Source organism: Parafrankia soli (assembly GCF_001854695.1).
GTDB lineage: Bacteria > Actinomycetota > Actinomycetes > Frankiales > Frankiaceae > Parafrankia > Parafrankia soli.
Genome location: NZ_MAXA01000229.1, coordinates 26,203 through 46,716 on the forward strand (window position 1 = coordinate 26,203; position 20,514 = coordinate 46,716).

Below are 20,514 nucleotides of genomic sequence, written 5' to 3' on the forward strand. Positions count from 1 at the left end.
TGGAGATTGACGCCGCAGACATCTGGAAGTAACGTCGTTCTAGAGGTCAAAGGCGGTGGATCGTGTTTTTTGCGCACCGCCGGAGGCCCCGGTCCGGGGTCGCTAGAGGAAAGGCCGCATATGCCCGAGCTAATGTCGCGCCCGGCATCCGACAGCGCTGCTCCTCTCGGGCTCGCGTCGTCCATCTTGTGGAAGGCGTTCGCCGTTCTTGATGCCTTCGACCAGAACAGCCGGCAGATGAGCCTGGCCCAGATCGCACGGCGCAGTGGGCTGCCCAAGTCCACGGCTCATCGGCTGCTGGGGATGCTCGGGCAGCTGGGCGCGGTGGAGCGCGACGGCGATCGCTACCGCATAGGTCTGCGCATGTTCGCCCTCAGTACCTGCTCGTTGGAGGTGGCTCTGCGGGACGTGGCACTGCCCCATATGGAGGCGCTGCATCGGGTATTTGGACACACGTTGCACTTAGCCGTGATTCAAGGCGGTGACGTGGTGTACCTGGAGAAGTTGCGGTCACGATCCGCGCTTCCGTTGCCGACTGTGGTCGGTGGTCGCCTCCCGGCGAATCTGACTGGTGTGGGCAAAGTGCTACTGGCTCATTCGCCGGAGGCTGAGGTGGAAGCCGTACTGGCCGGACCGCTCGGYGGCCGTACCCGAAACTCCGTTACCGAGCCGGTGGCACTGCGTCGGGTGCTGCGGCGCGTCAGGGAGCTGGGCATGGCCCGAGACGTCGGCGAGGCGGTTGACGGGCTGGCCTGTGTCGCCGTACCGATCCGACTGGCGGGCAAGGTGGTGGCCGCGATGTCGGTGGCCTACCCCGCGGCCGCGGGAGACGGACAGCCGCTGGTCAATCCGCTGCGCGAGACCTCGGCGGCCATTTCCCGTGCGCTGGAACGGGCAACGGGGTCCCCCGCGGTACGGAACTAGTCGCTGGTTGGTCGGGTTGGGGCAGGTGGACGTACGGTTGTGGTGTCTGGCTGGGCCGTTGTGGTGGGAGGTGCCCGATGGCTACTCCTCGCAAGCCGACCGCGTCGACGGCGGAGGCGGTGGACCGGTTCTGCGGCGACTTCGATGACCTGTTCTGTCGTGTGGCTGAGCGCACCGCGCTGCGGCACTATCTGATCGGTCTGTTGCTGCCCCGGGAGCGCAACAAGACGTTGACGGAGCTGGCCGCTCTGGTTCCCGGTGCTGACCGGCAGCGGCTGCATCACTTCCTGCACGACGCGCCCTGGGATCCCGACGCGCTGGGTGCGCGGCGGGTGGACCTGTGGTGTCGGCACCCTGAGCTGGGGCCGCATGGCAACGGGGTGCTCATCATCGACGAGACCGGGGACCGTAAGCGCGGCCATGGCATCGTGCTGGCGGCCCAGCAGTACATCGGCAAGCTCGGCCGCACCGCCAACGGCGTTGTGGCCGTCACCAGTCACTGGGCTGACGGCACTCGGCACGTGCCGCTGGGGGTGCGACCCTACCGGCCCGCCTCCCGCCTGCCCGCCGGCAAGGCGGACCCGGCGTTTGCCACCAAGCCGGAGCTGGCCTGGGAGCTGATCGAGCAGGCCCGGGCTGGCGGTGTGCCGTTTCGGGCGGTGGTGGCCGACTGCGTCTACGGGGAGAACCCCACGCTCGAGGGGCGGCTGCGGGCGGCCAGGATCCGCTACGTGCTGGCCCTGCGTCCCCGCCACGGCACCTGGCAGGTCGTCGCCGATCCCGCCCACCCGCCGGCGTTCACGCCCGCCGAGCTGGAGCTGGGCCCCTGCTACGGACCCACCCGGGGCACCCGCCTGATCGCCGCCACCGCCGACCCGACAGTCCTCACCGCCGACTCGACAGTCCTCACCGCCGACTCGACCTGGTTCATGGCCACCAGCCTCTCGGTGGCCGAGGCGGACGCGGCCGAGGTCTACCGGATCTACCGGCTGCGGGACTGGATCGAGCACTACTACAAGCCGGTCAAGCACGAGCTGGGCTGGGCGGACTTCCAGGTCCGTTCCGAACAGGCCATCGTGCGGCACTGGCAGCTGGTCATGCTGGCGTTCACCTTCAGCCTGCTGACCGCGTCACCCTCCGACCACGCCCAGGAAACACCCCGCGAGGACCGCGGGGCGGCGGGGGAAAAATCCACGGCGCCGCATCGTCTGGCAGGACACACTGCGACAGGTCCGCGGCTGGCTGTGCCCCTGGGCGCGTCTGCAGCTGTACCGGCACCGCTGGTCGACCGCCCCACCCCCACCGGAACTGGCAGCCCTGCTTGACCACGTGGGCCACTCCCACCCACTGGTCACCCCAACCTGACCAACCAGCGACTAGTGCCGCCCCCGGCCTCGTGTTGCTGGCTCTTGATCACTGCGCTTCCTTTATTGATCATTATGGAGGGTCGGTGTCGGGCTGAACCGGAGCGTGGGCCCCGGTCCGCGGCACGCATGTCGCCGCGCGGCGCCTCACGGTCATGGGCCGCGCCGATGGGTTGCCCGCCGCGGCGGAGCACCACAGTTCGCCGGGGACATGTACCTACCACGCCGCCACGACGAGTTGACGTATCACCCCGAACATGTACTGTCGAGTTGACACATCAACCGGATGGGTCGATTCGAAGGGACGTGTGTCATGAAAGTGCTGGACGGTGTCGCGGAACGGAGCGTCGTCAGGGTCGAGACGAAGAGGAACTTCGGGCCGGACGCACAGGTCGACAACAAGAACATGATCATCGCTTCGACGCGGCCGGACCTCACCGACCCGTTCCTGTTTCTGTCCGAGGACTGGTTCTCCTCACCGGGCTTCGAGTGGCACCCCCACCGCGGTGTGGAGACGGTGACGCTGGTCGTCTACGGCGTCCTGGAGCACGGCGACAATGCCGGCCATGTCGGCGCGCTGACCACGGGGGACGTGCAGTGGATGACCGCGGGGCACGGCATCATCCACCGCGAGCTCGCCTTCCGCGACGAGCGGGCACACACCCTGCAGCTGTGGGTCAACCTGTCCAGCGAGAGCAAGATGGTCGATACCCGCTACCAGGACCTGCTCGCCGCTCGGCGTCCCGTCATCGAGCGGGACGGTACCCGCATCGACCTCATCTCGGGCGAGGCGGACGGCGTCACAGGGCCCGCTCAACCACTGGCCCATCTCCGCGGCCGTCATCACGCTGGAGCCGAACCGGCGCCTGGAGCACGTGCTGCCCGCCGGTGACCGTGYGTTCCTGTATGTCCTGTCGGGCCAGATAGTGATCGCCGGGCGGAGCGTACGGGCAGGCCAGATCGCATGGTCCGACCCCATTCCTCAGGCATCGGTCTCGTCGATGACGCTGGAGACCGGCGACGGCGACGCACACAGCGTGGTGATGGTCTACAGCGGTGAGCCCATCCGCGAGCCCGTCGCGTTGGGCGGCCCGTTCGTGATGAACACGCGAGTTGAGATCGAGCAGGCCTTTCGCGACTTCCGCAGCGGCAGGTTCGGCGAGATCCCTCACCAGGCCCGCCTGCGGTACCGCTGAGCCCTGCGCCGCGGGGAAGCGAACTTGTTGATCTCGCTCGGTGGCCGGCCCAGCGGCTGGAGCACCGCCCTCGCCACCGTCCGCCAGGCCGCCGCCTGACCGCGATAGTCCTGACCGCGATAGTGAGGAAAACCCGATGGACAGATCTGTAGACGGAACCAGCCGTAGACGAGTACTCGGCGGCGCCGCCGCCTTGGTCGGCGCCTCCGCCGTGGGGGCGGGGGTCAGCGCGACGTATCCAGCCGCACCGGCCTCTGCCGCGCCAGCGGCAACGTTCGCGCCCGGCCGGCCGGATCCTCTTCCGCCGGACGACCGTGGTCACCATGGACGCCCGCCTCGGCGTGCTGCCCGAAACCGACGTCCTGGTCCGCGACACCACCATCGCGGCGGTCGGAAAGCGGCTGCCCGCACCCGCGGACGCCATCGTCGTCGACGCGGCGGGAGCGCTGCTGTTGCCCGGGTTCGTCAACACCCACCAGCACATGTGGCAGGCCGCGTTCCGGGGCGTGGGCGCGGACTGGACCATTGGCGAGTACCTGGAGTGGATACTGATGAAGTGGAGGCCGTTGTTCCGCCCCGAGGACATCTACGCGGCCAACTACGCGAGCATGGTCGAGTCCGTGGACTCCGGCGTGACCACCGTGATGGACTTCTCGCACGGACTGCGCACGCCCGAGCACGCCGACGCCGCGGTGGACGCGCTGTTCGCCGTACCGGGACGGGCCCGATTCGGGTACAGCAACGCGTTCTCCCCGGACCTCAGCTGGGTGTACGACGGGCGCGTCGACCAGATGCTCACGTCCCGGTTCGCCAGCTCCGACCAGCTCGTCACCATGCAGATCGCGTTCGACATCTTCGTCAACACCGGCGACGCCCGCCAGGCTCTCCGGTTCGCGATCGACCGGAACCTGCCGTTCAGCACCCACGCCGGCGTATTGGGGTTCGTCGGCGACGACAACATCACGTTCCTCGAAGAGAACGGCGTCCTGTCACCGTCGACCACCCTGATCCACGCCGCCACGTTGAGCGACGACTCGTACCGGCGCATCGCCGCCAGCGGCGCCCAGTTGTCTCTCTCGGCCGAGAGTGAACTCAACGCCGGGCAGGGCTACCCGCCGACCGCGAAGGCCCGCCAGTTCGGCATCCCGATCTCGCTGTCCCAGGACACCGTGGTGTGGTGGAGCGGCGACATGTTCTCCGCGATGCGCGCCACCCTCAACGCCGATCGCGGACTGGCCCACCTGCGCGCCCACGAAGCCGGCCACGCGCTCTCCACCAACGAGCTACGCGCGAAGGACGTGCTCGAATACGCCACCATCGGCGGCGCGCGGGTGCTCGGCCTGGACAACATCATCGGTTCGATTACCCCGGGCAAGCGGGCCGACCTGGTCATGATGCGCACCGACACCCCGGCGATGACCGCCGCCAGCAACCCGGCCGGGCACCTCGTCTTCCAGGCACAGCGCGGCGACATCGACACAGTCCTGGTCAACGTGCGGGTCCTCAAACACCGCGGCGCCCTCATCGGCGTCGACGCCCGCCGCGCCCGGCGACTCGTCGAACAGTCCCTGGAATACCTGCGCTCGCGCATCCCGAACGAAGACTGGCAGCGCGCCTTGGCGTGAATATCATCCCATATCGATAGCCGGCAGGGTCGCGTCCTACCTGGGGCTGAAGTTGACCATTTCCTGTTCACACCTGGGCTCTTTTGGATAATGGTCCCAGGGAGGAGTGCAGGTGTCGAGATCACAACCGCCGTACACGGAGGAGTTCCGCCGTCAGATGGTGGAGCTTGTCTGAGCTGGCCACTCGCCCGAGGCGCTGGCCAAGGAATGCGGCCCGTCGGGGCCGTCGATCCGTAACTGGGTACGCCAGGCCGAACAGGAGGGAGAAGCTCGGGCCGATGAGCTGACCGCCGCGGAACGTGACGAGTTGAAACGCCTCCGGAAGGAGAACCGGCAGCTCCGGGAGGAACGTGAGTCCATACGTTTCTCATGAGTTCGCCCGGCTCTGCGCTCAACATGATGTTCGCCGGTCCGTCGGATCCGCCGGTGACTGTTTCGATTGCGAGCATCATGTTGTCGCCGCCACGCTGGTCTGACCCTTGTTGCGACCGGCCCTTCGGGTGCCTTTGCGTTGATCAACGCGGTCATCGAGTCGTTCTTCGCCACCCTCGAATGCGAGCTCCTCGACCGCACCAACTTCACCACCCACGACGAGGCCCGCGCTGCCATCTTCGACTTCATCGAGGGGTTCTACAATCGGCGGCGCCGCCACTCCACCAACGGATACCTTAGCCCGTACGACCACGAAACCCGCTTCTACGAGTACCATCAAGCCGCATAATCGTTCAAAGCCCTACCTGTGAACGAAACGGGGCAGCTTCACCAACAACCTCCCCAAGCGGCCTGACATCACATACCGMGACCAGAGGACGGAAAGGAACTACTGAGGCGCTGCACTAGCCTAGCGGGACGGCTGCTGGTCAGCCTCGAGGTTGGCGAGGATGGCGGTGGAGATCTCAGCGAGCTGGTCGATCTGCTCATCAGTGAGCGGATCAATGGTCAGCCGTCGCACGTGGGCGGCGTGACATGGCGCAGCCTTTTCGAGTGCGTCGCGGCCTTCAGGGGTGAGGACGACGAACATGGCGCGGGTCGCTGCGCTCTCGCGCCTGACCAGGCCCCGCTTGCACATACGGGTGAGCTGGTGGTGCAGACGGCTCTTCTCCCAGCCGAGAAAGCGGCCCAGTTCGACCAGGCGCGCCCGCCCAGCGGGATCGTCGGCCAAGGCGACAAGTACGGTGTAATCGGCGTTGGAGAGGCCGTTCGCGGCCTGAAGCTGCTGCTCGATACGTCCGCGCAAGACCTCCTGCATACGGAAGAACGACCGCCAGGCGTGCAGCTCCCGGTCATCCAGTCCGCGCTCCTCCACGGCCTCATCATACCGATGAGTTGATATATCAACCAGCTCGTCCTGTCGTTGATCAGTGCATAGGGCAGAGGCCGACCGCGTCTACCTACCGGCGACAGTGCCCGTTCAGCCGCATCTCGGCTGACGCCGTTCGTGGCCTGTCCCCCCAGCCGGGCTGTGCCTGGTGTCGGCGGCTGCTGGGCGGGACAGGCAGGCCAGCCGGATGGCGTGGCGCGCTGTGCGCAGGTCCCAGAGTCGGTGTCGATCGCGGCCCGCGGGCGGCTTCGAGCAGGTCGGAGCCGGCGTCGGCGAGTTGGTGTAGGTCGGCTCGGCAGTTGTGTCCCCAGCCGCGGGGCGCCGTTGGCCTGCGCCCGCGAGCTACCCGACCCCGGTGACCTGGCCGGCCCGCTTCCCGGCTGGCCAGGGCGGCTGGATCGCCGCGGTGGCCATCTTCGCCGCCGCCCTGGTCGCGTTCACCATCCGGGGCCCCGTATCCGCCCGTGCGGGGACTCAGTCCCGGCCCGCGCATTGCGGCCCGGTCTCCTCAAACGGAGCGCAGCAGGCGAGGACCCACAGCGAGGATGACGGCGGCCAGTACGACCGAGAGGCCGAGCACGGCGGCCTGCATCGACACCCACAGCGTCGCGACGCCAAGCCCGACGACGGGGATCGCGAGGCCGACGGCCCCGGCGAGGAACAGCCCGGCGAGTGCCTCCCCGCGCGCCTCCGGCGGCGCGATCCGGATGACGGTCGCGACCGTGCCACGGAACGCGGCCCCCGCGCCAGCGCCCGCGACGATGCCGCCGGCCAGTAGCAGCGGGAAGCTCGCCGCCCACGCCGACGCGGTGACCAAGGCGAGCCCGGCCAGCACCGCCAGCAGGCCGACGCCAAGCTGTGACCGGCGCGAGGCCCGGCCGAAGAGGATCTGCGCCGCCGCCGCCGCGCCGAACACGGTGAACGCTACTACTCCCGCGACCAGGTGCGACTTGTTGTGCAGCACGCTGGCCAGCAGCGTTGGGGAGACCGAGGTGAACAAGCCGAACAGCGAGAACAGCGCCCCGCCGGTTACCGCCGCCGCGAGGAAGGTGGCCCGGTGCGCGGGCGGCACCGACACGCGCTGCGGCCGGTACGCCGGCCGCTCGGCGGGCACGGATGCGGTCTCGGGGGTCGCCCAGAGCGCGGCGACGCCGATGAGCATCAGCGTCTCCACCACCAGGTACGGCACCACCAGTGGGTGGGCCACGTACTGCGCGAGCGCCCCGGCGAGCAGCGGGCCGAGGCCGATCCCCCCAAGGTTGGCGGCGGTCGACACGATCTCGCTGCGCGCCTGGCCGTGGCCTGGCCGCGCATGCGCGTGAAGCTCACTCAGGTAGGCGGTCGCCGTCGCGGTCAGCATGCCGATGCTCACCCCGGAGACAACGCGGGCCACGATCAGGCCGGCCGTGGCCGGCCACGCCACGAACAGCAGCCCCGACAGCATGTTGGTCGCCACGGCCGCCGCGAGCATCCGGCGCCTGCCGCGGGTGTCCGACAGGTGGCCGGCCAGGAACAGGCTCGCCACCATGCCCGCCGCGTAGGCGGCGAAGATCACCGTGACCATGAATGTGCTGAAGTGGTTCCGTGACTGGTACAGCACGTACAGCGGGGTCGGCACGGCGGAGAAGGCCATCGTGACGGCGAAGGTGTAGCCGACGATCCAGAACGCCGCGTTGTGCCGGCGGGACGGCCGCGCAACGCGCCCGGCTTCAAGGAGAACAGTCATGCCCGCATTAACCGGTGCCGGCCCATGCGGCATGTCGTAACGGTGATGACTCTTCGTGCTCGCGGTTATCGCTCGGCCTGATGACAGTGCGACGCGGTTAGCTGTGCCAGGAATGCCCGCGCGGCTGCGGGCAGCCGTCTCGTCGATGCGGTGGCCACCGAGATCCCCCAGGACGGCGGTGCCGGGGACAGCGCGAGCCGCGTCACGCCGTCCATCGTCGCGGCGACGGATGCCGGGATGAAGGCGACGCCAAGCCCGTTGCGGACCAAGCCGGCAAAGTTCGCGATGTCGGCGACCTCGAAGGAGACCTGCCGGTCAAGGCCGGCGGCGGCGAAGGCCCGGTCCACGACGGTCCGGTTGCCCCACCCGGCAGGGAAGTCGATGAACGACTCGCCCGCCAGCATCGCGAGTGTCACCTCCTCAGCTGCCCCGCTGGCGCTCGCGAGGGGGTGCGACAGCGAGCAGATCACCACCAGCGGCTCCTGCACGAGCAGCCGCAGCGACAGCCCCGGCGGCGCCTCGCCGGGGATGGACAGCAGCGCCAGGTCCAGTGCCCCGCTGAGCACCTCCCGGCCAAGCTCGGCCGAGCCGCCCGGAGACGTGCGCAACCGCACCACGACGCCGGGATGCGCCTCGTGGAACCTGCCGAGCAGACCCGGCACGTCAACGTGCCCGGTTGCCAGCATCGTCCCGATCGTCAGCGTTCCCCGCAGCCCGGCGGCGGCCTCCGCTACCGCATCGGCGGCCGCCCGCGCCGCCGCCAGCGTGGCGCGCGCCTCCGGGAGCAGCGCCCGGCCCGCCTCCGTCAGGATGACCCGGTGCCGGTCCCGGTCGAACAGGGCGGCGCCGAGTTCCCGTTCCAGCACCTGGATGGCGCTCGACACGCCGGACTGCACCACGTGCAGCCGCCGCGAGGCGCGGGTGAAGGACAACTCCTCCGCGACCGCGACGAAGTACTCCAGATGGCGCAGTTCCACGGCCCGATTCTTCCTGGATAAGGGCCGTAAAGCTCCGATCCGTCGGCGCACGCGGTCCAGCAGGGCCGTGTGCCGGGGCCGGAACCCCCGCTGGACGGCGCGCGGGGGAGGCCGCGGCCGAAGGCTCGACCGGATCCGCGGTCGGTGGCAGTTCGCCGCAGCCACTGTGCCGGGAGGTCACGCGTTACCGTCGTCGGGTGGAGCATGGGACCGGAGCCGATCCCCGCGGCGGCCGTGAGGTGATCCTGGTCGCGGCCGAGAACCTCATGGCCGAGCGCGGTTACGCCAGGACGTCGATCTCCGCCATCCGCGAGGCCACGGGGCTCCCGACCGGCTCGATCTACTGGCACTTCGGCAACAAGGCGGGAATCGCGGCGGCAGCCATGCAGCGGGGGGCCGAGTCCTTCTTCGCCCAGCTACCTCGGGCCGAGGACCTGGTGGGGGAGCCGGCGGAGCGCCTGCGCACGTTCTTCGACGCGGCCGCCGTCGCCATCGCGGCGCACCCGACGTACTTCCGGCTCGAGGTCGTCCTCAACCTGGAGACCCAGGAGGACGCCGAGATGACCGCGGCGCTCGGCAGGATCCGCGGCTACGTCACCGAGGAGGTCGCGAGCGTCGTCGAACCGGCCGCCCGCGATGCCGGGGTGCTCCAGCCACGCGCCCTCGCGGTGGAGATGGCGGAGCTGACCATCGACCTGACGCGGGGCAGCCTGGTCTCGTTCGGCGACGACAGGACGAAGGTGCGGATCGCCATGCGGCGGCTACACCATCTGATCGTCCTGTCCATCGAGGACGCCGCCCGGCGAGACGCCGCGTCGCCGCGGGACCTCGCGGTGCCGTCGGCGTGAGACGCCGCGCTGCCCCTGCGGGAACGGGTCCGCGCGGCGCTCCCCGGGGCTCAGGCGGGTCTACGCGGGATCCCGAAGCCTGACAGGTCGATGACAGTTCCCGTGACGGTGCGCGATTCGCGTCCTGACCCCAGCAGGACGTAGGCCTCAACATAGTCTTCCGCGCAGGGTTCGATGCCCAACGCGGAGTTCTCCCGCACGATCTTGCCGATCGGGATCGCCGCACCGATCGGTTGGTCCGACAGGTCCATCGCCTCCGGGCCGCGCAGATCGGTGGCCATCCCGCCCGGCGCGACCGCGTTCACCCGGATCTCGGGCGCCAACTCGTAGGCCAGTTGTCGGACGACGCCCAGCCCGGCGTGCTTCGAGGCGGTGTACAGCACCCCTCCGCCGCCCGGATAGAGGGCGGCATTGGACAGCGTGAAGACCATGTTCCCTCGGGTGCGCCGGAGCAGCGGTGCCGCGGCCTTCGCCCCCAGCACGTAGCCTTTGACGTTCACCGCGAACAGCTCGTCGAAGCCCGCGTCCAGGTGTTCCGGGGTTGAGTCGAACAGGGTCCGGGAGAAGTCCCACAGCCCGGCGTTGCCGATGAAGACGTCCAGGCCGCCGAACTCGTTCTCGGCCACGGAGCAGGCGCGGGCGTTGTCCGCGAACGCCGTCACGCTTCCCCGGACTGTCCGGACCGTGCCGCCATAGCGGTTCTCCGCCGCCGCCAGCTTCTCGGCCGACCGGTCAAGGACGACGACGCGGGCACCCTCCTCGACAAACCTCGAGGTGATGGCGGCACCGAGACCGGAGCCGCCACCGGTGATCACCGCGACGGTGCTCTCAAGCCTGCCCATGGGCGTTTCCTCACTTCCGCGTCGAGGGGGCTCACCCCCATCCGCGAGTAGAACAGCGTGGTGTCTGGCGTGGCTCCGGGCGCCGCGTGCGGGCGACGCGCTTGCCTGCCGTGGCCCTCGCAGCCGGGTCGTTCCGGTCGCGGGGGAGCAGCCGCGACGATCGCGGGCAGTACGGCATCATCCGCACTGGCCAGGCGGTCGGACCAGTCGGTGTTCCAATGGCCAGAACCGCGCTGCTTCGCCCCTCACCTCGGCAGGCCCGATCGGTCGCACCCGCGGCTCGCGGCTCCGGGGGTCGGCCGTCCATTCCCGCTCGACGACAGCTCGTTGACTGTAACGCACGTCACTTGTAACGTCCGAGCCCTAGAACGTTGTTCTGGAGGTGCCGATGGGGAAGTTGGCCACACTGCAGGGCGGCGCGACCCGGACGGGCGCGATGTCGACGCTGGGGGCGCCGTCCATTCTCTGGAAGGCCTTCGACGTCCTCGGCGCCTTCCGCGCCGACCGCCGTGTGCTCACGTTCGCCGAGGTGTCCCGCGCCAGTGGGTTGCCGAAGTCGACGACGCACCGCGTCCTGGCGATGTTGCTGGAGATGGGAGCGGTCGAACGGCATGGCCACGGCTACCGCATCGGCCTGCGCATCTTCGCGATGGGGTCGTGCTCGGCCGAGGTGGCTCTGCGGGATGTGGCGCTGCCCGTCCTGCAGGAGGTCCACCGCGTCACCCGGCAGACTGTGCACTTGGCGGTCCTGCGCAGCGGCGACGTCGTCTACATCGAGAAGCTCCGGACGCGGGTGACGCTCCCAACCCCGGCGGTGGTCGGCGAGCGGCTGCCCGCACACTGCACGGCGATCGGAAAGTCGCTGCTCACGACCCGGGCGGTGGCGGACATGGTCCGCGCACCGCTGCCCGCGCGGACGCGCAGGAGCATCGTGGATCCGGCCATCCTCCAGCGGGAGCTCGCCCTCAGCCGGTCGCGCGGGTTCGCCGTCGATCGGGAGGAGTGCGTGGACGGGCTCGCCTGTCTGGCCGTTCCGATCCACGCCCACGGCGTGGCGGTCGCTGGCGTGTCGGTGGCGTTCCCGGCCGCGGCCGGGAACGGGGAGGTGATGATCTCGACGCTGCGGACGGCTGCCGCGCGGATCGGGCGGGCGCTGCCGGCGACCCTCGTCGCCGGCCTGTGCGCGGACGAGGGAGCCGACGAGGCGGCTGTGGCCGGCCAGTGACGTCTTGAGGGCCCCGCGCGCCTGTGCACGGCCAACGCTCCTGGCCTGCGGTGTGTCAAGTGATCAACGGGCTCGGTTGATATGCGCGCGCGGCGGTGATCAGCTGGCGGCGCCGGTGTTCAGCAGGGTGAACGCGCTGGGCTCCGCCACGGCGTACGTGTTCCGGTCGAGCAGGGTGGCCATCACTCGGACCAGCTCCGCGGCGCTCTCCGCGGTGCGCGCACGCCACGCCACATGACCGTCGGGGCGGACGAGCACACCGCCGTCCTCATCGGTGCCCCGCACGGCGGCCCATTCCCCCRGCAGGTCGCGGAACGACCCGGGGGCGCCGATCGTGCGCACGGTGACGCCGACACCCAACTGCTGCCGTACCTGCTCGGCGGCGTCGATCCACGCCTCACCACCGCGACCGGTGAGCAGGGCAAAACCCGTGCCGCCGAGATCCAACGTGGACCACTGCCGCCGCCCCCGCTCCAGCCACACGTGCGGCAGGTGTTCCCCGGGCACGGTGGAGGCCCGGTAGACCAGATCCGTGCTCCGTGGCTCGTCGGCCGGGTCGGTCGCGTCCCGTACCAACGCTCCGGTCTCGTAGCGATAGCCGATCTCGACCCCGTGTGCGTTGAGGTTGTACTCCATCAGCCGCATCGCCTCGGCGATCGACGCCCGGCGCGCCTCGCCCTCCGGGCCCGGCGCGTCTGCCTCGAGGATCTTCCGCCACTTGGCCTCCGTGCTCATCTCGGGCGTGACGCCGAACGCGCCCGAGATGGTCATGACCTCGCCGGTAGACCGGTACGCCCGGTCGACGACCTGCCGGCCGACCGGTACCCGCTCCTGGGAGTACGTGTCGAGCAGCCCTGGACCGGCCTGGCCGGACAGCACCGCGGCGAGCTTCCAGCCGAGGTTGAAGCCGTCGGCCACCGCCGTATTGCTCCCCAGACCGTTCATCGGTGGGTGGACGTGGACAGCGTCGCCGGCGCAGAAGACCCGACCCCTCGAATACTGCTCGGCGACGGCGTGGTTCACCTTCCACCTGGTCACGTCGACTATCTCGATCGGGACGCTCGTGTCACCGATCGCCCGGTAGAGCACCGCGCGGATGGCGTCGTGGTCGGCGAGGTCGAAGGTGTCGGGGTCGATCTGCCAGCTGATCAGCCACTCGTCCCAGCGGTTCAGCATGATCCAGGTCGGGAACTYCGTCATGTCGATCGACCAGTACATCGCCCCCGGCCGGTGTTCGGCGTAGCGGCGCAGGTCCGCCTTGACCCACACGAAGCCGAAGGTGGCGAGGTCCATCTCGCCGGTCAGGCTCAGGCAGGCCTGCTCGCGAACCATGCTGCGAGCGCCGTCGGCGCCCACCAGGTACCGCGCCCGGACGGTTCGCTGCTCACCGGTCTCACGGTGCCGGGTGCGGACGTCCACACCGTCGGGGTGCTCGGTGAAATCGAGGAACTCCGTGTTGTACCGGAGGTCGGCGAGGCCGGAAGCGTCGAGAGCGTCGGCGAGGATGGGTTCCAGCCGGTGCTGGTGGATGTTGTGCGGCGTGTAGGGGCTGGCCCGCCGGTAGCGCTCCTGGTCCTTGAGACCCGCTCCCCACGCCGTCGCCCGCACCGCCTCCGGACCCGCCATCGAGAGGATGAACGGGTTGTACGGGATCTCCTCGATGCGCACCGCCTTTTCGACGACGGCGTCGGCCACCCCGAGCGCGCGGAAGATCTCCAGTGCACGCTGGTTGGTGATGTGCGCGCGCGGCGTGTGTGCCTGGTTGGGGTAGCGCGTGATGATCTGGCATTGGATGCCGTGGCGGGCCAGGGCCAGGGCCGTCGTGAGTCCGGCCGGGCCGGCTCCGACGATCATCACGGGGACAGTCTCGTCTACCGGCCGCTTCTCCGCGCTCGCCATGCCGTGTCGCTCCTCGGGTGCGTGTGAGCCGACCAGCCAGACCCGGCCGGCGGTTGACGCACATCACACACCCGCGGCGCGCGAACTCGGAGCGGAGGTTCCGGCGGCTGGAACGGTGGGGCGTGCGTCGGACCGCTGAGGGGTGGGCCGGCTGGTGAACGCGTCAACCGGCTCGGCGCGGGCTCCGCTGTACGGCGTCGTAGCGCTTGCGAGCCTGCTCGACGTCGTGCATGTTCGCTGCCTTCCAGTCAACGAGGCTGGCGAAGAGGGGTTCCAGGCTGCGCCCCAACTCGCTGGTCTCGTACTCCACGCGCGGGGGGACCTCGGCGTGGTAGGTGCGCACGACGATGCCGTCGCGTTCCAGTTGTCGCAGTCGCTGCGTCAGCACCTTGGGAGTGATCGTGGTGATGCGGCGTTCGAGCTCCACGAAGCGTTGCCGCCCGTACTTGTGGAGCGTCCACAGGATCGGAGTGGTCCAGCGGCTGAACACCATGTCGATCACCGGATCGATGGGGCAGGCGTTCTCCGGGTCCACCTCCGCCACGACGCGGACCATGTCGTCCATCACATCAGCCCTTCCCGCCATTACTTTCCTCTAGGTACCTAGTGTCCGGGCAATAGTAGCGTCTCCGAGCAGGGACGATCTAATGATCGACACCAGTACGGAGGACCTGATGGTCAATCGACGTTCGGTGCTTCGCGGTAGCGGTGCCGCCGCCGTGGGCATGCTCGGAATCACCGCGGTGGAGAGCGGTGTCACCCCCGCCTCGGCAGCCGCGGATGTGTACCAGGTGATGGGCAACCCGGCCGAGACCGGTGAAGGGCTGCCGTTCCCCCGRCACCTGACCCGCGAGGAGTATGAGCACCTGAAAACGTTCGACGAGGCGGACTTCGTGGTCTTCAGCAACCAGCAATGGGACCGCTTCGGGGAGAGCCACGCACCCGACGTCCGCGTGCACTGGCCCGACGGGCACTACACCGATGGGCTGGACCAGCACGTCGAGGACTTGAAGTGGCTGTTCGTCTGGGCGCCCGACCTCAAGGTCACCTCCCATCCGATCCGGGTGGCAAAGGGCGAACTGGTCGCGGTCCACGGCGTGTTCAAGGGGACGTTCAGCAAACCCATGCCGGACGGGAAGGGCGGCTTCAACCAGCCCACCGGCAAGAAGTTCGCGATGAACATGATCACTGTTGGGATCTTCAACCGGCAGGGAACCATGGCCGAGGAGTTCTTCTTCTACGACAACCTGGCCCTCTATCAACAGATAGGCCTGGCCTGATCCGCCGCGGGTGCTGGCGCGCGATGTCGCGCGCCAGCACCCGCACCCGCCGCCGGTGGTCAGCGGAGAGATTGCTGTATCCCAGGTCCCACGGGGGCCTGGGCGTCAGGTGGGTGAGGTGTCGTGGATGCGTCCGCTGCTCTGCAGGTCCAGTGCGATGTCGATGATCATGTCCTCCTGTCCGCCGATGAGCCCGCGTCGGCCGACTTCGAGCAGGATCGTGCGGACGTCGATGCCGTACCGCTGGGACGCCGCCTCGGCGTGCCGCAGGAAGCTTGAGTAGACCCCCGCATATCCGAGGGTCAAGGTTTCCCGGTCGACCTGCACGGGCCGGTCCTGCAGGGGACGGACGATGTCGTCGGCGGCGTCCTGGAGAGCGAACAGGTCGCAGCGGTGGGTCCAGCCCTTCAGGTTGGCGACGGCGATGAACGGCTCGATTGGTGCGTTGCCGGCTCCTGCGCCGTGCCCGGCGAGGGAGGCGTCGACGCGGGTGACGCCTTCTTCGACGGCTACCACGGAGTTGGCCACCGAGAGTGAGAGGTTCTGGTGGGCGTGGATGCCGATCTCGGTGTCCGCTCGCAGGGCGTCCCGGTAGGAGCGGACCCGTTCCCGGACACCGTCCATCGTGAGCCGGCCTCCGGAGTCCGTGACGTACACGCAGTGCGCGCCGTAGGACTCCATGAGTGCTGCCTGGCGGGCGAGCTCGGCGGCGGGCGCCATGTGGCTCATCATGAGGAACCCGGACACGTCCATGCCCAGGTCGCGGGCGGTGGCGATGTGCTGGGCGGACACGTCGGCCTCGGTGCAGTGGGTGGCCACCCGGATGGAGCGGACACCGAGGGAGTAGGCGTGTTTGAGTTCGGCGATGGTGCCGATGCCGGGTAGTAGCAGTGTGGTGAGGACGGCGCGGTCGAGGTTCGCGGCGGCGGCCTCGATCCACTCCCAGTCGGTGTTGCTGCCGGGCCCGTAGTTCAGGCTGCCGCCGGCCAGGCCGTCGCCGTGGGCCACCTCGATGGCGTCGACGCCGGCGGCGTCGAGGGCTGCGACGATGCGGCCGACGTCGGTCGGGCTGATGCGGTGCCGGATGGCGTGCATTCCGTCGCGCAGCGTGACGTCCTGGATGTACAGGTCGGTGCCACCGGCGCTCGGAGCGGTCATCTGGCTGGTGTCTGTGGTGGTCACGCGGTCACCTGTGCGAGGAGTCGTCGGGCGATGCCTTCGCCGACCCGCAGGGCCGCCGAGGTCATGATGTCGAGGTTGCCCGCGTAGGCGGGCAGGTAGTGGGCGGCGCCCTCGACTTCGAGGAAGACGGTCACCTTGGTGGTGACCGGGCTGGCGCCGTCAGGGAGCAGGGTGTGCACCGGCTCCCCGTCAGGGATCGCGGTGAACTGGACCTGCTGCTTGAGCCGGTAGCCGGGGACGTACTCGGCGACGCTCTTGGCCATCGTGTCGATGGAGGCGCGGATGGTGTCCTGGTCGGCGTCACCGATGAGGCACAGCACGGTGTCCCGCATGATCATCGGCGGCTCGGCGGGGTTGAGGATGATGATCGCCTTGCCGCGGCCGGCGCCGCCGACGGTCTGGATGGCGTGCGCGGTGGTCTCGGTGAACTCGTCGATGTTGGCGCGGGTGCCGGGTCCGGCGGACTTCGACGCGATCGAGGCGACGATCTCGGCGTAGGGCACCGGGGTGATCCGGGCGATCGCAGCGACCATGGGGATGGTGGCCTGGCCGCCGCAGGTGACCATGTTGAGGTTCGTGGCGTCGGCGGCCAGGTGCTCGTCGAGGTTGACCGACGGGACGACGTAGGGGCCGATTGCCGCGGGCGTGAGGTCGATGAGCCTCTTGCGGTGGGGGGCGAGCTTCCCGTCGTTGGCCAGGTGTGCCTTGGCTGAGGTGGCGTCGAAGGCGATGCCGATGTCTGCGAAGCCGTCCATGGCGATGAGCCCGTCGACGCCTTCGTGGGTGGTGGGTACCTTCATCCGGGCGGCGCGGGCAAGCCCGTCGGAGTCCGGGTCGATGCCGACCATGGCGCCCATCTCGAGCACCTCGGAGGTGCGGATGATCTTGATCATCAGGTCGGTGCCGATGTTGCCCGATCCGATGATCGCGACCTTGGTCTTGTTCATGCGGGATCCTCGTCGGAGAAGGTGGCGCTTACCGATCCCAGAGGCCCCAGGTCGGCGACTACGACCGAGCCCGGCGGGGTGGGGATCATCGGCCCCAGGGCGCCGGAGAGGACGACGTCGCCGGCGCGCAGGGAGTCACCGAGGTCGCGGGCGGTGCGGGCGAGCCAGGCCAGGGCCCGCAGGGGGTCCCCGAGACAGGCGGCCCCGGATCCCCGCGAGACGATCTCACCGTTGAGCTGCATGGTCATGGGAACGTCGACCGGGGCGAACCGGTCCAGGGTGAGCCGGGTGTCGCCGAGGACGAACAGCCCGCTGGAGGCGTTGTCGGCGACGGTGTCGCCGAAGGTGATGTCCCAGCCGGCGATGCGACTGTCGACGATCTCCAAGGCGGCGACGGCGTAGGCGACGGCGCCGCGGACCTGGGTGTCGTCCAGGGGACCGCCGGCGAGGTCGGCGCGCAGGACGAAGGCCACCTCGGCTTCGGTCTTCGGTTGCAGCAGACGGCCCGACGGGATCGCGGACCGGGCACTGACGTCCATGTCGGCGAAGAGGACCCCGAAGTCGGGCCGGTCGACCCCGAGCTGCGCCTGCACGGCCGGCGACGTAAGACCGATCTTCCGACCGACGATCCGGCCACCCTCGCCGAGGCGCTGCTGGGTCAGCTGCCGCTGGACGGCATAGGCCAGGTCGATGTCGTCGGCGCCGATGAGGTCCCGGACCGGCGCGCACGGGATGCCGGTACGAGCAGCCTGGGCGAGCCGGGCCGCGGCCTCGGTCGTCCTGCGGTGGGTGGGAGCGGTGCTCGGGCCTGTGGTGCCCGGCGGCGTGGCTGCGGGTGTCATCTCATTCCTCGGGTCGACCGTGTCGACAGTGGCGGGGTCGACAGTGGCGGGCGAAGGTGCCGGATGCCAAGCCGGCGGTCCGGTGGATGGAACGCTCTCGCGATGGAGCACGGGCTGGTGTCGCGGCGGGTCGCCACCGACGTAACGCCGAGCGGCCGGCGGGACTGTGCGGAAGTGGGCCCGCCACGCCGAGGTCGGGTTGAGCCACCCGCCACCGCCCACGCCTGCTCCGGACGGCTGCCCGGACCTTGTTGACAAGAGTTCCGGCGACCGGAACAAGTTCTGGCACCCCGCCCGCCCCCCGGGCACCTTCGGACCACGACACCACAACCGCCACATCGAGCGGGAGCACCGGTCCGGACGCTCCTGCGCTGCCAACCGACCGGGCGTAAGCCGGAGGGGGGATCGCCATGGTTGTTGATCTGACACAGCTCATTGATTCGGCACGAGGCGAGATCGACCCGACCATCTATACCGATGAAGACCTGTACCAACTCGAGCTGGAGCGGATCTTCGCTCGTAGCTGGCTCTTCCTTGCGCACGAGTCTCAGCTGACCAAGCCGGGATCGTTCGTCCAGACCTACATGGGCGAGGACCCGGTGCTCGTGGTGCGGCAGCGTGACGGGTCGATCCGGGCCTTCCTCAACCAGTGCCGGCACCGCGGGATGCGGATCTGCCGAGCCGACGCCGGCACGGCGAAGGCGTTCACCTGTACGTATCACGGGTGGAGCTACGACATCGCCGGCAACCTGGTGAGCGTCCCGCGCCTCGAGCGGGGCTACAAGAACGAGATGGACAAGTCGTCCTGGGGATCCACACAGGTCGCTCAGCTAACCAGCTACAAGGGTTTCATCTTCGGCACCTGGGACGCCACGGCACCGAGCTTCGAGGACTACCTGGGTGACTACGCCTGGTACTTCGATGCGTACGTCGACAAGTTCGAAGGCGGTCTGGAAGTCGTCGGCGGGACGCACCGCTGGGTGGTCCCGTGCAACTGGAAGCTCGGCGCGGAGCAGTTCGCCAGCGACTCCTACCACATCGCGACCTCGCATTCGTCGGGGATCGCCGTCCTCGCTCCTGAGGGAGCTGAGGCCGAGATGGTCGAGATGGCGACCGGCGGTCCGGGGCGCCAGTTCAGTTCACCGCTCGGGCACGGCACCGGCTTCTGGACGACCCCCGGAACCCCGGACTTCGCGGGACCCGTTGTGGACGCTTGGTTGGCGACCCAGCAGGAGAGCATCGTCGCCCGGGTCGGTGCGGCGCGTTCGGCGTTCCAGAGCCACCACACGCTCTTCCCGAGCTTCTCCTTCGTGACGCCCTACAACGCCATGCGCGTGTGGCACCCCCGCGGGCCGAACGAGATCGAGGTGTGGGGCTGGGGGTTGGTTCCCGCAGCCGCGCCGCCCGAGGTCAAGCGAGCGCTGCAGGTGACCACCTCGCGTGGCTTCAGCCCGGCCGGCATCTTCGAGCCGGACKACAGCGAGAACTGGGCGGAGATCCAGCGGGTGCTGCGCGGCCACAAGGCGCGGAAGGCGAAGTTCAACATGAAGATGGGTCTGGGGTACTCCGACCACGACGCCGGCGGGTTGCCCGGTTCGACCGCGGACGCCTACAGCGAAGCAGCTGCCCGCGGCTTGTACCAGCGGTGGGCCGACATGCTGACCGCCGCCACCTGGGACGACCTCGACGAGYTGACCCGCGCCCGCACCTCGGTTCCGGCAGGAGCGCCCTCATGACCGGGATCCTCCGGGCGACGACCGGTATCAGCGTGCAGCTCCAGCACGACGTCGAGCAGTTCCTCTACGCAGAAGCGGCGTTGCTGGACGACCGCAACCTGGACGAGTGGTTCACGTTAATGGCGCCGGACATCCACTACTACATGCCGGTGCGGAGCAACCGGCAGCAACGCGAGCTCGCGCAGGAGGTGTCCAGCGTCGGGGAGCTCGCCCACTTTGACGAGACGCACGACCTCCTCTACCGGCGGGTCCGACGGTTCCGCCTGGGCACCGCCTGGGCCGAGGACCCGCCGAGCCGGACCCGTCGCCTGATCACCAACGTCCGAGTGCGGCCGACCGAGAACGAGGACGAGGACGAGTACCACGTCCAGTCCAACTTCCTCGTCTACCGCACGCRGTTGGAACGTGATCAGGATCTGTTCGCGGGGCAACGGTCGGATCTGCTCCGGCCGTCGAGCACCAGTCCGGGTTGGCAGATCGCTCGGCGGACGATCCTGCTCGACCAGACGACCATCCTGAGCAAGAACATCAGCATCTTCTTCTGACGTGGTCCCCCCGGTGGCCACGTGCACGTCGCCAC

Annotated in this window: 20 protein-coding genes and 1 pseudogene; 12 read left to right on the forward strand and 9 right to left on the reverse strand. The window is 69.1% G+C overall.

Features of this window, described 5'->3' with window-relative positions:
• Nucleotides 1-120 precede the first annotated feature (120 nt).
• The 7 genes and pseudogenes from BBK14_RS22460 to BBK14_RS37270 form a co-directional block, all read left to right on the forward strand.
• A complete protein-coding gene (locus BBK14_RS22460; RefSeq protein WP_198541387.1) occupies nt 121-924 on the forward strand; it encodes an IclR family transcriptional regulator in 804 nt (267 codons plus the stop codon).
• A gap of 77 nt (nt 925-1,001) precedes the next feature.
• On the forward strand, nt 1,002-2,249 hold the full coding sequence (locus tag BBK14_RS22465; RefSeq protein ID WP_116430130.1) for an IS701 family transposase: 1,248 nt from the start codon (nt 1,002-1,004) through the stop codon (nt 2,247-2,249).
• 352 nt (nt 2,250-2,601) lie between these two features.
• Complete coding sequence (locus BBK14_RS22470) at nt 2,602-3,180, forward strand: pirin family protein (RefSeq protein WP_198541388.1); 579 nt, start codon at nt 2,602-2,604, stop codon at nt 3,178-3,180.
• Nucleotides 3,164-3,484: a pirin-like C-terminal cupin domain-containing protein gene (locus BBK14_RS39050; protein WP_198541389.1), complete on the forward strand. Its 321-nt coding sequence runs from the start codon at nt 3,164-3,166 to the stop codon at nt 3,482-3,484. Before BBK14_RS22470 ends, BBK14_RS39050 begins: the two co-directional genes overlap by 17 nt.
• Before the next feature lie 293 nt (nt 3,485-3,777).
• Nucleotides 3,778-5,109 (forward strand): amidohydrolase family protein, encoded by a 1,332-nt coding sequence (locus tag BBK14_RS22475; protein ID WP_275078506.1) that lies wholly within the window; start codon nt 3,778-3,780, stop codon nt 5,107-5,109.
• A 196-nt stretch (nt 5,110-5,305) separates the two neighbouring features.
• Nucleotides 5,306-5,482: a transposase gene (locus BBK14_RS42350; RefSeq protein WP_116430132.1), complete on the forward strand. Its 177-nt coding sequence runs from the start codon at nt 5,306-5,308 to the stop codon at nt 5,480-5,482.
• A gap of 144 nt (nt 5,483-5,626) precedes the next feature.
• Nucleotides 5,627-5,830, forward strand: a pseudogene (locus BBK14_RS37270) (IS3 family transposase); the annotation flags it as partial.
• 120 nt (nt 5,831-5,950) lie between these two features.
• Here BBK14_RS37270 and BBK14_RS22485 read toward each other — a convergent pair.
• The 3 genes from BBK14_RS22485 to BBK14_RS22495 form a co-directional block, all read right to left on the reverse strand.
• The gene (locus tag BBK14_RS22485; RefSeq protein ID WP_071065248.1) at nt 5,951-6,415 is read right to left on the reverse strand and encodes a MarR family winged helix-turn-helix transcriptional regulator; all 465 of its coding nucleotides are present in this window, start codon (nt 6,413-6,415) and stop codon (nt 5,951-5,953) included.
• 523 nt (nt 6,416-6,938) lie between these two features.
• The gene (locus tag BBK14_RS22490) at nt 6,939-8,156 is read right to left on the reverse strand and encodes an MFS transporter (protein ID WP_071065249.1); all 1,218 of its coding nucleotides are present in this window, start codon (nt 8,154-8,156) and stop codon (nt 6,939-6,941) included.
• A gap of 65 nt (nt 8,157-8,221) precedes the next feature.
• The gene (locus tag BBK14_RS22495) at nt 8,222-9,133 is read right to left on the reverse strand and encodes a LysR family transcriptional regulator (protein ID WP_071065250.1); all 912 of its coding nucleotides are present in this window, start codon (nt 9,131-9,133) and stop codon (nt 8,222-8,224) included.
• Between the two features lie 197 nt (nt 9,134-9,330).
• Here BBK14_RS22495 and BBK14_RS22500 point away from each other — a divergent pair, with 197 nt between their 5' ends.
• Nucleotides 9,331-9,981 (forward strand): TetR/AcrR family transcriptional regulator, encoded by a 651-nt coding sequence (locus tag BBK14_RS22500; protein WP_071065251.1) that lies wholly within the window; start codon nt 9,331-9,333, stop codon nt 9,979-9,981.
• 50 nt (nt 9,982-10,031) lie between these two features.
• On the opposite strand, the gene BBK14_RS22505 is transcribed toward BBK14_RS22500, so the two are convergent.
• A complete protein-coding gene (locus BBK14_RS22505; RefSeq protein WP_071065252.1) occupies nt 10,032-10,823 on the reverse strand; it encodes an SDR family NAD(P)-dependent oxidoreductase in 792 nt (263 codons plus the stop codon).
• 388 nt (nt 10,824-11,211) lie between these two features.
• On the opposite strand from BBK14_RS22505, the gene BBK14_RS22510 reads away from it, so the two are divergent.
• Nucleotides 11,212-12,048: an IclR family transcriptional regulator gene (locus BBK14_RS22510; RefSeq protein WP_198541390.1), complete on the forward strand. Its 837-nt coding sequence runs from the start codon at nt 11,212-11,214 to the stop codon at nt 12,046-12,048.
• 99 nt (nt 12,049-12,147) lie between these two features.
• Here BBK14_RS22510 and BBK14_RS22515 read toward each other — a convergent pair whose 3' ends face one another.
• Together BBK14_RS22515 and BBK14_RS22520 are read right to left on the reverse strand one after the other, a co-directional pair.
• Entirely contained in the window at nt 12,148-13,947 is a 1,800-nt protein-coding gene (locus BBK14_RS22515; protein ID WP_071065253.1) for an FAD-dependent monooxygenase, read from the reverse strand.
• Between the two features lie 163 nt (nt 13,948-14,110).
• On the reverse strand, nt 14,111-14,512 hold the full coding sequence (locus BBK14_RS22520; RefSeq protein WP_198541391.1) for a winged helix-turn-helix transcriptional regulator: 402 nt from the start codon (nt 14,510-14,512) through the stop codon (nt 14,111-14,113).
• 82 nt (nt 14,513-14,594) lie between these two features.
• Between BBK14_RS22520 and BBK14_RS22525 the strand changes: the two genes are divergently transcribed.
• A complete protein-coding gene (locus BBK14_RS22525) occupies nt 14,595-15,227 on the forward strand; it encodes an ester cyclase (protein ID WP_198541392.1) in 633 nt (210 codons plus the stop codon).
• A gap of 105 nt (nt 15,228-15,332) precedes the next feature.
• Here the strand turns inward: BBK14_RS22525 and dmpG are convergent, their stop codons facing one another.
• Genes dmpG through BBK14_RS22540 form a run of 3 tightly spaced genes read right to left on the reverse strand, consistent with a single transcriptional unit; the run spans nt 15,333 to nt 18,198 of the window.
• A complete protein-coding gene (gene dmpG / locus BBK14_RS22530; protein WP_071065279.1) occupies nt 15,333-16,385 on the reverse strand; it encodes a 4-hydroxy-2-oxovalerate aldolase in 1,053 nt (350 codons plus the stop codon).
• A 20-nt stretch (nt 16,386-16,405) separates the two neighbouring features.
• Nucleotides 16,406-17,356 carry an acetaldehyde dehydrogenase (acetylating) gene (locus tag BBK14_RS22535; RefSeq protein ID WP_071065254.1) on the reverse strand — a complete coding sequence of 317 codons (951 nt, stop codon included), beginning with the start codon at nt 17,354-17,356 and terminating at the stop codon, nt 16,406-16,408.
• Nucleotides 17,353-18,198 (reverse strand): 2-keto-4-pentenoate hydratase, encoded by an 846-nt coding sequence (locus BBK14_RS22540; protein WP_071065255.1) that lies wholly within the window; start codon nt 18,196-18,198, stop codon nt 17,353-17,355. Before BBK14_RS22540 ends, BBK14_RS22535 begins: the two co-directional genes overlap by 4 nt.
• A 410-nt stretch (nt 18,199-18,608) precedes the next feature.
• On the opposite strand from BBK14_RS22540, the gene BBK14_RS22545 reads away from it, so the two are divergent.
• Both BBK14_RS22545 and BBK14_RS22550 read left to right on the forward strand, forming a co-directional pair.
• The gene (locus tag BBK14_RS22545) at nt 18,609-19,934 is read left to right on the forward strand and encodes an aromatic ring-hydroxylating dioxygenase subunit alpha (RefSeq protein WP_071065256.1); all 1,326 of its coding nucleotides are present in this window, start codon (nt 18,609-18,611) and stop codon (nt 19,932-19,934) included.
• Nucleotides 19,931-20,479 carry a 3-phenylpropionate/cinnamic acid dioxygenase subunit beta gene (locus BBK14_RS22550; protein ID WP_071065257.1) on the forward strand — a complete coding sequence of 183 codons (549 nt, stop codon included), beginning with the start codon at nt 19,931-19,933 and terminating at the stop codon, nt 20,477-20,479. Before BBK14_RS22545 ends, BBK14_RS22550 begins: the two co-directional genes overlap by 4 nt.
• Nucleotides 20,480-20,514: the final 35 nt, after the last annotated feature.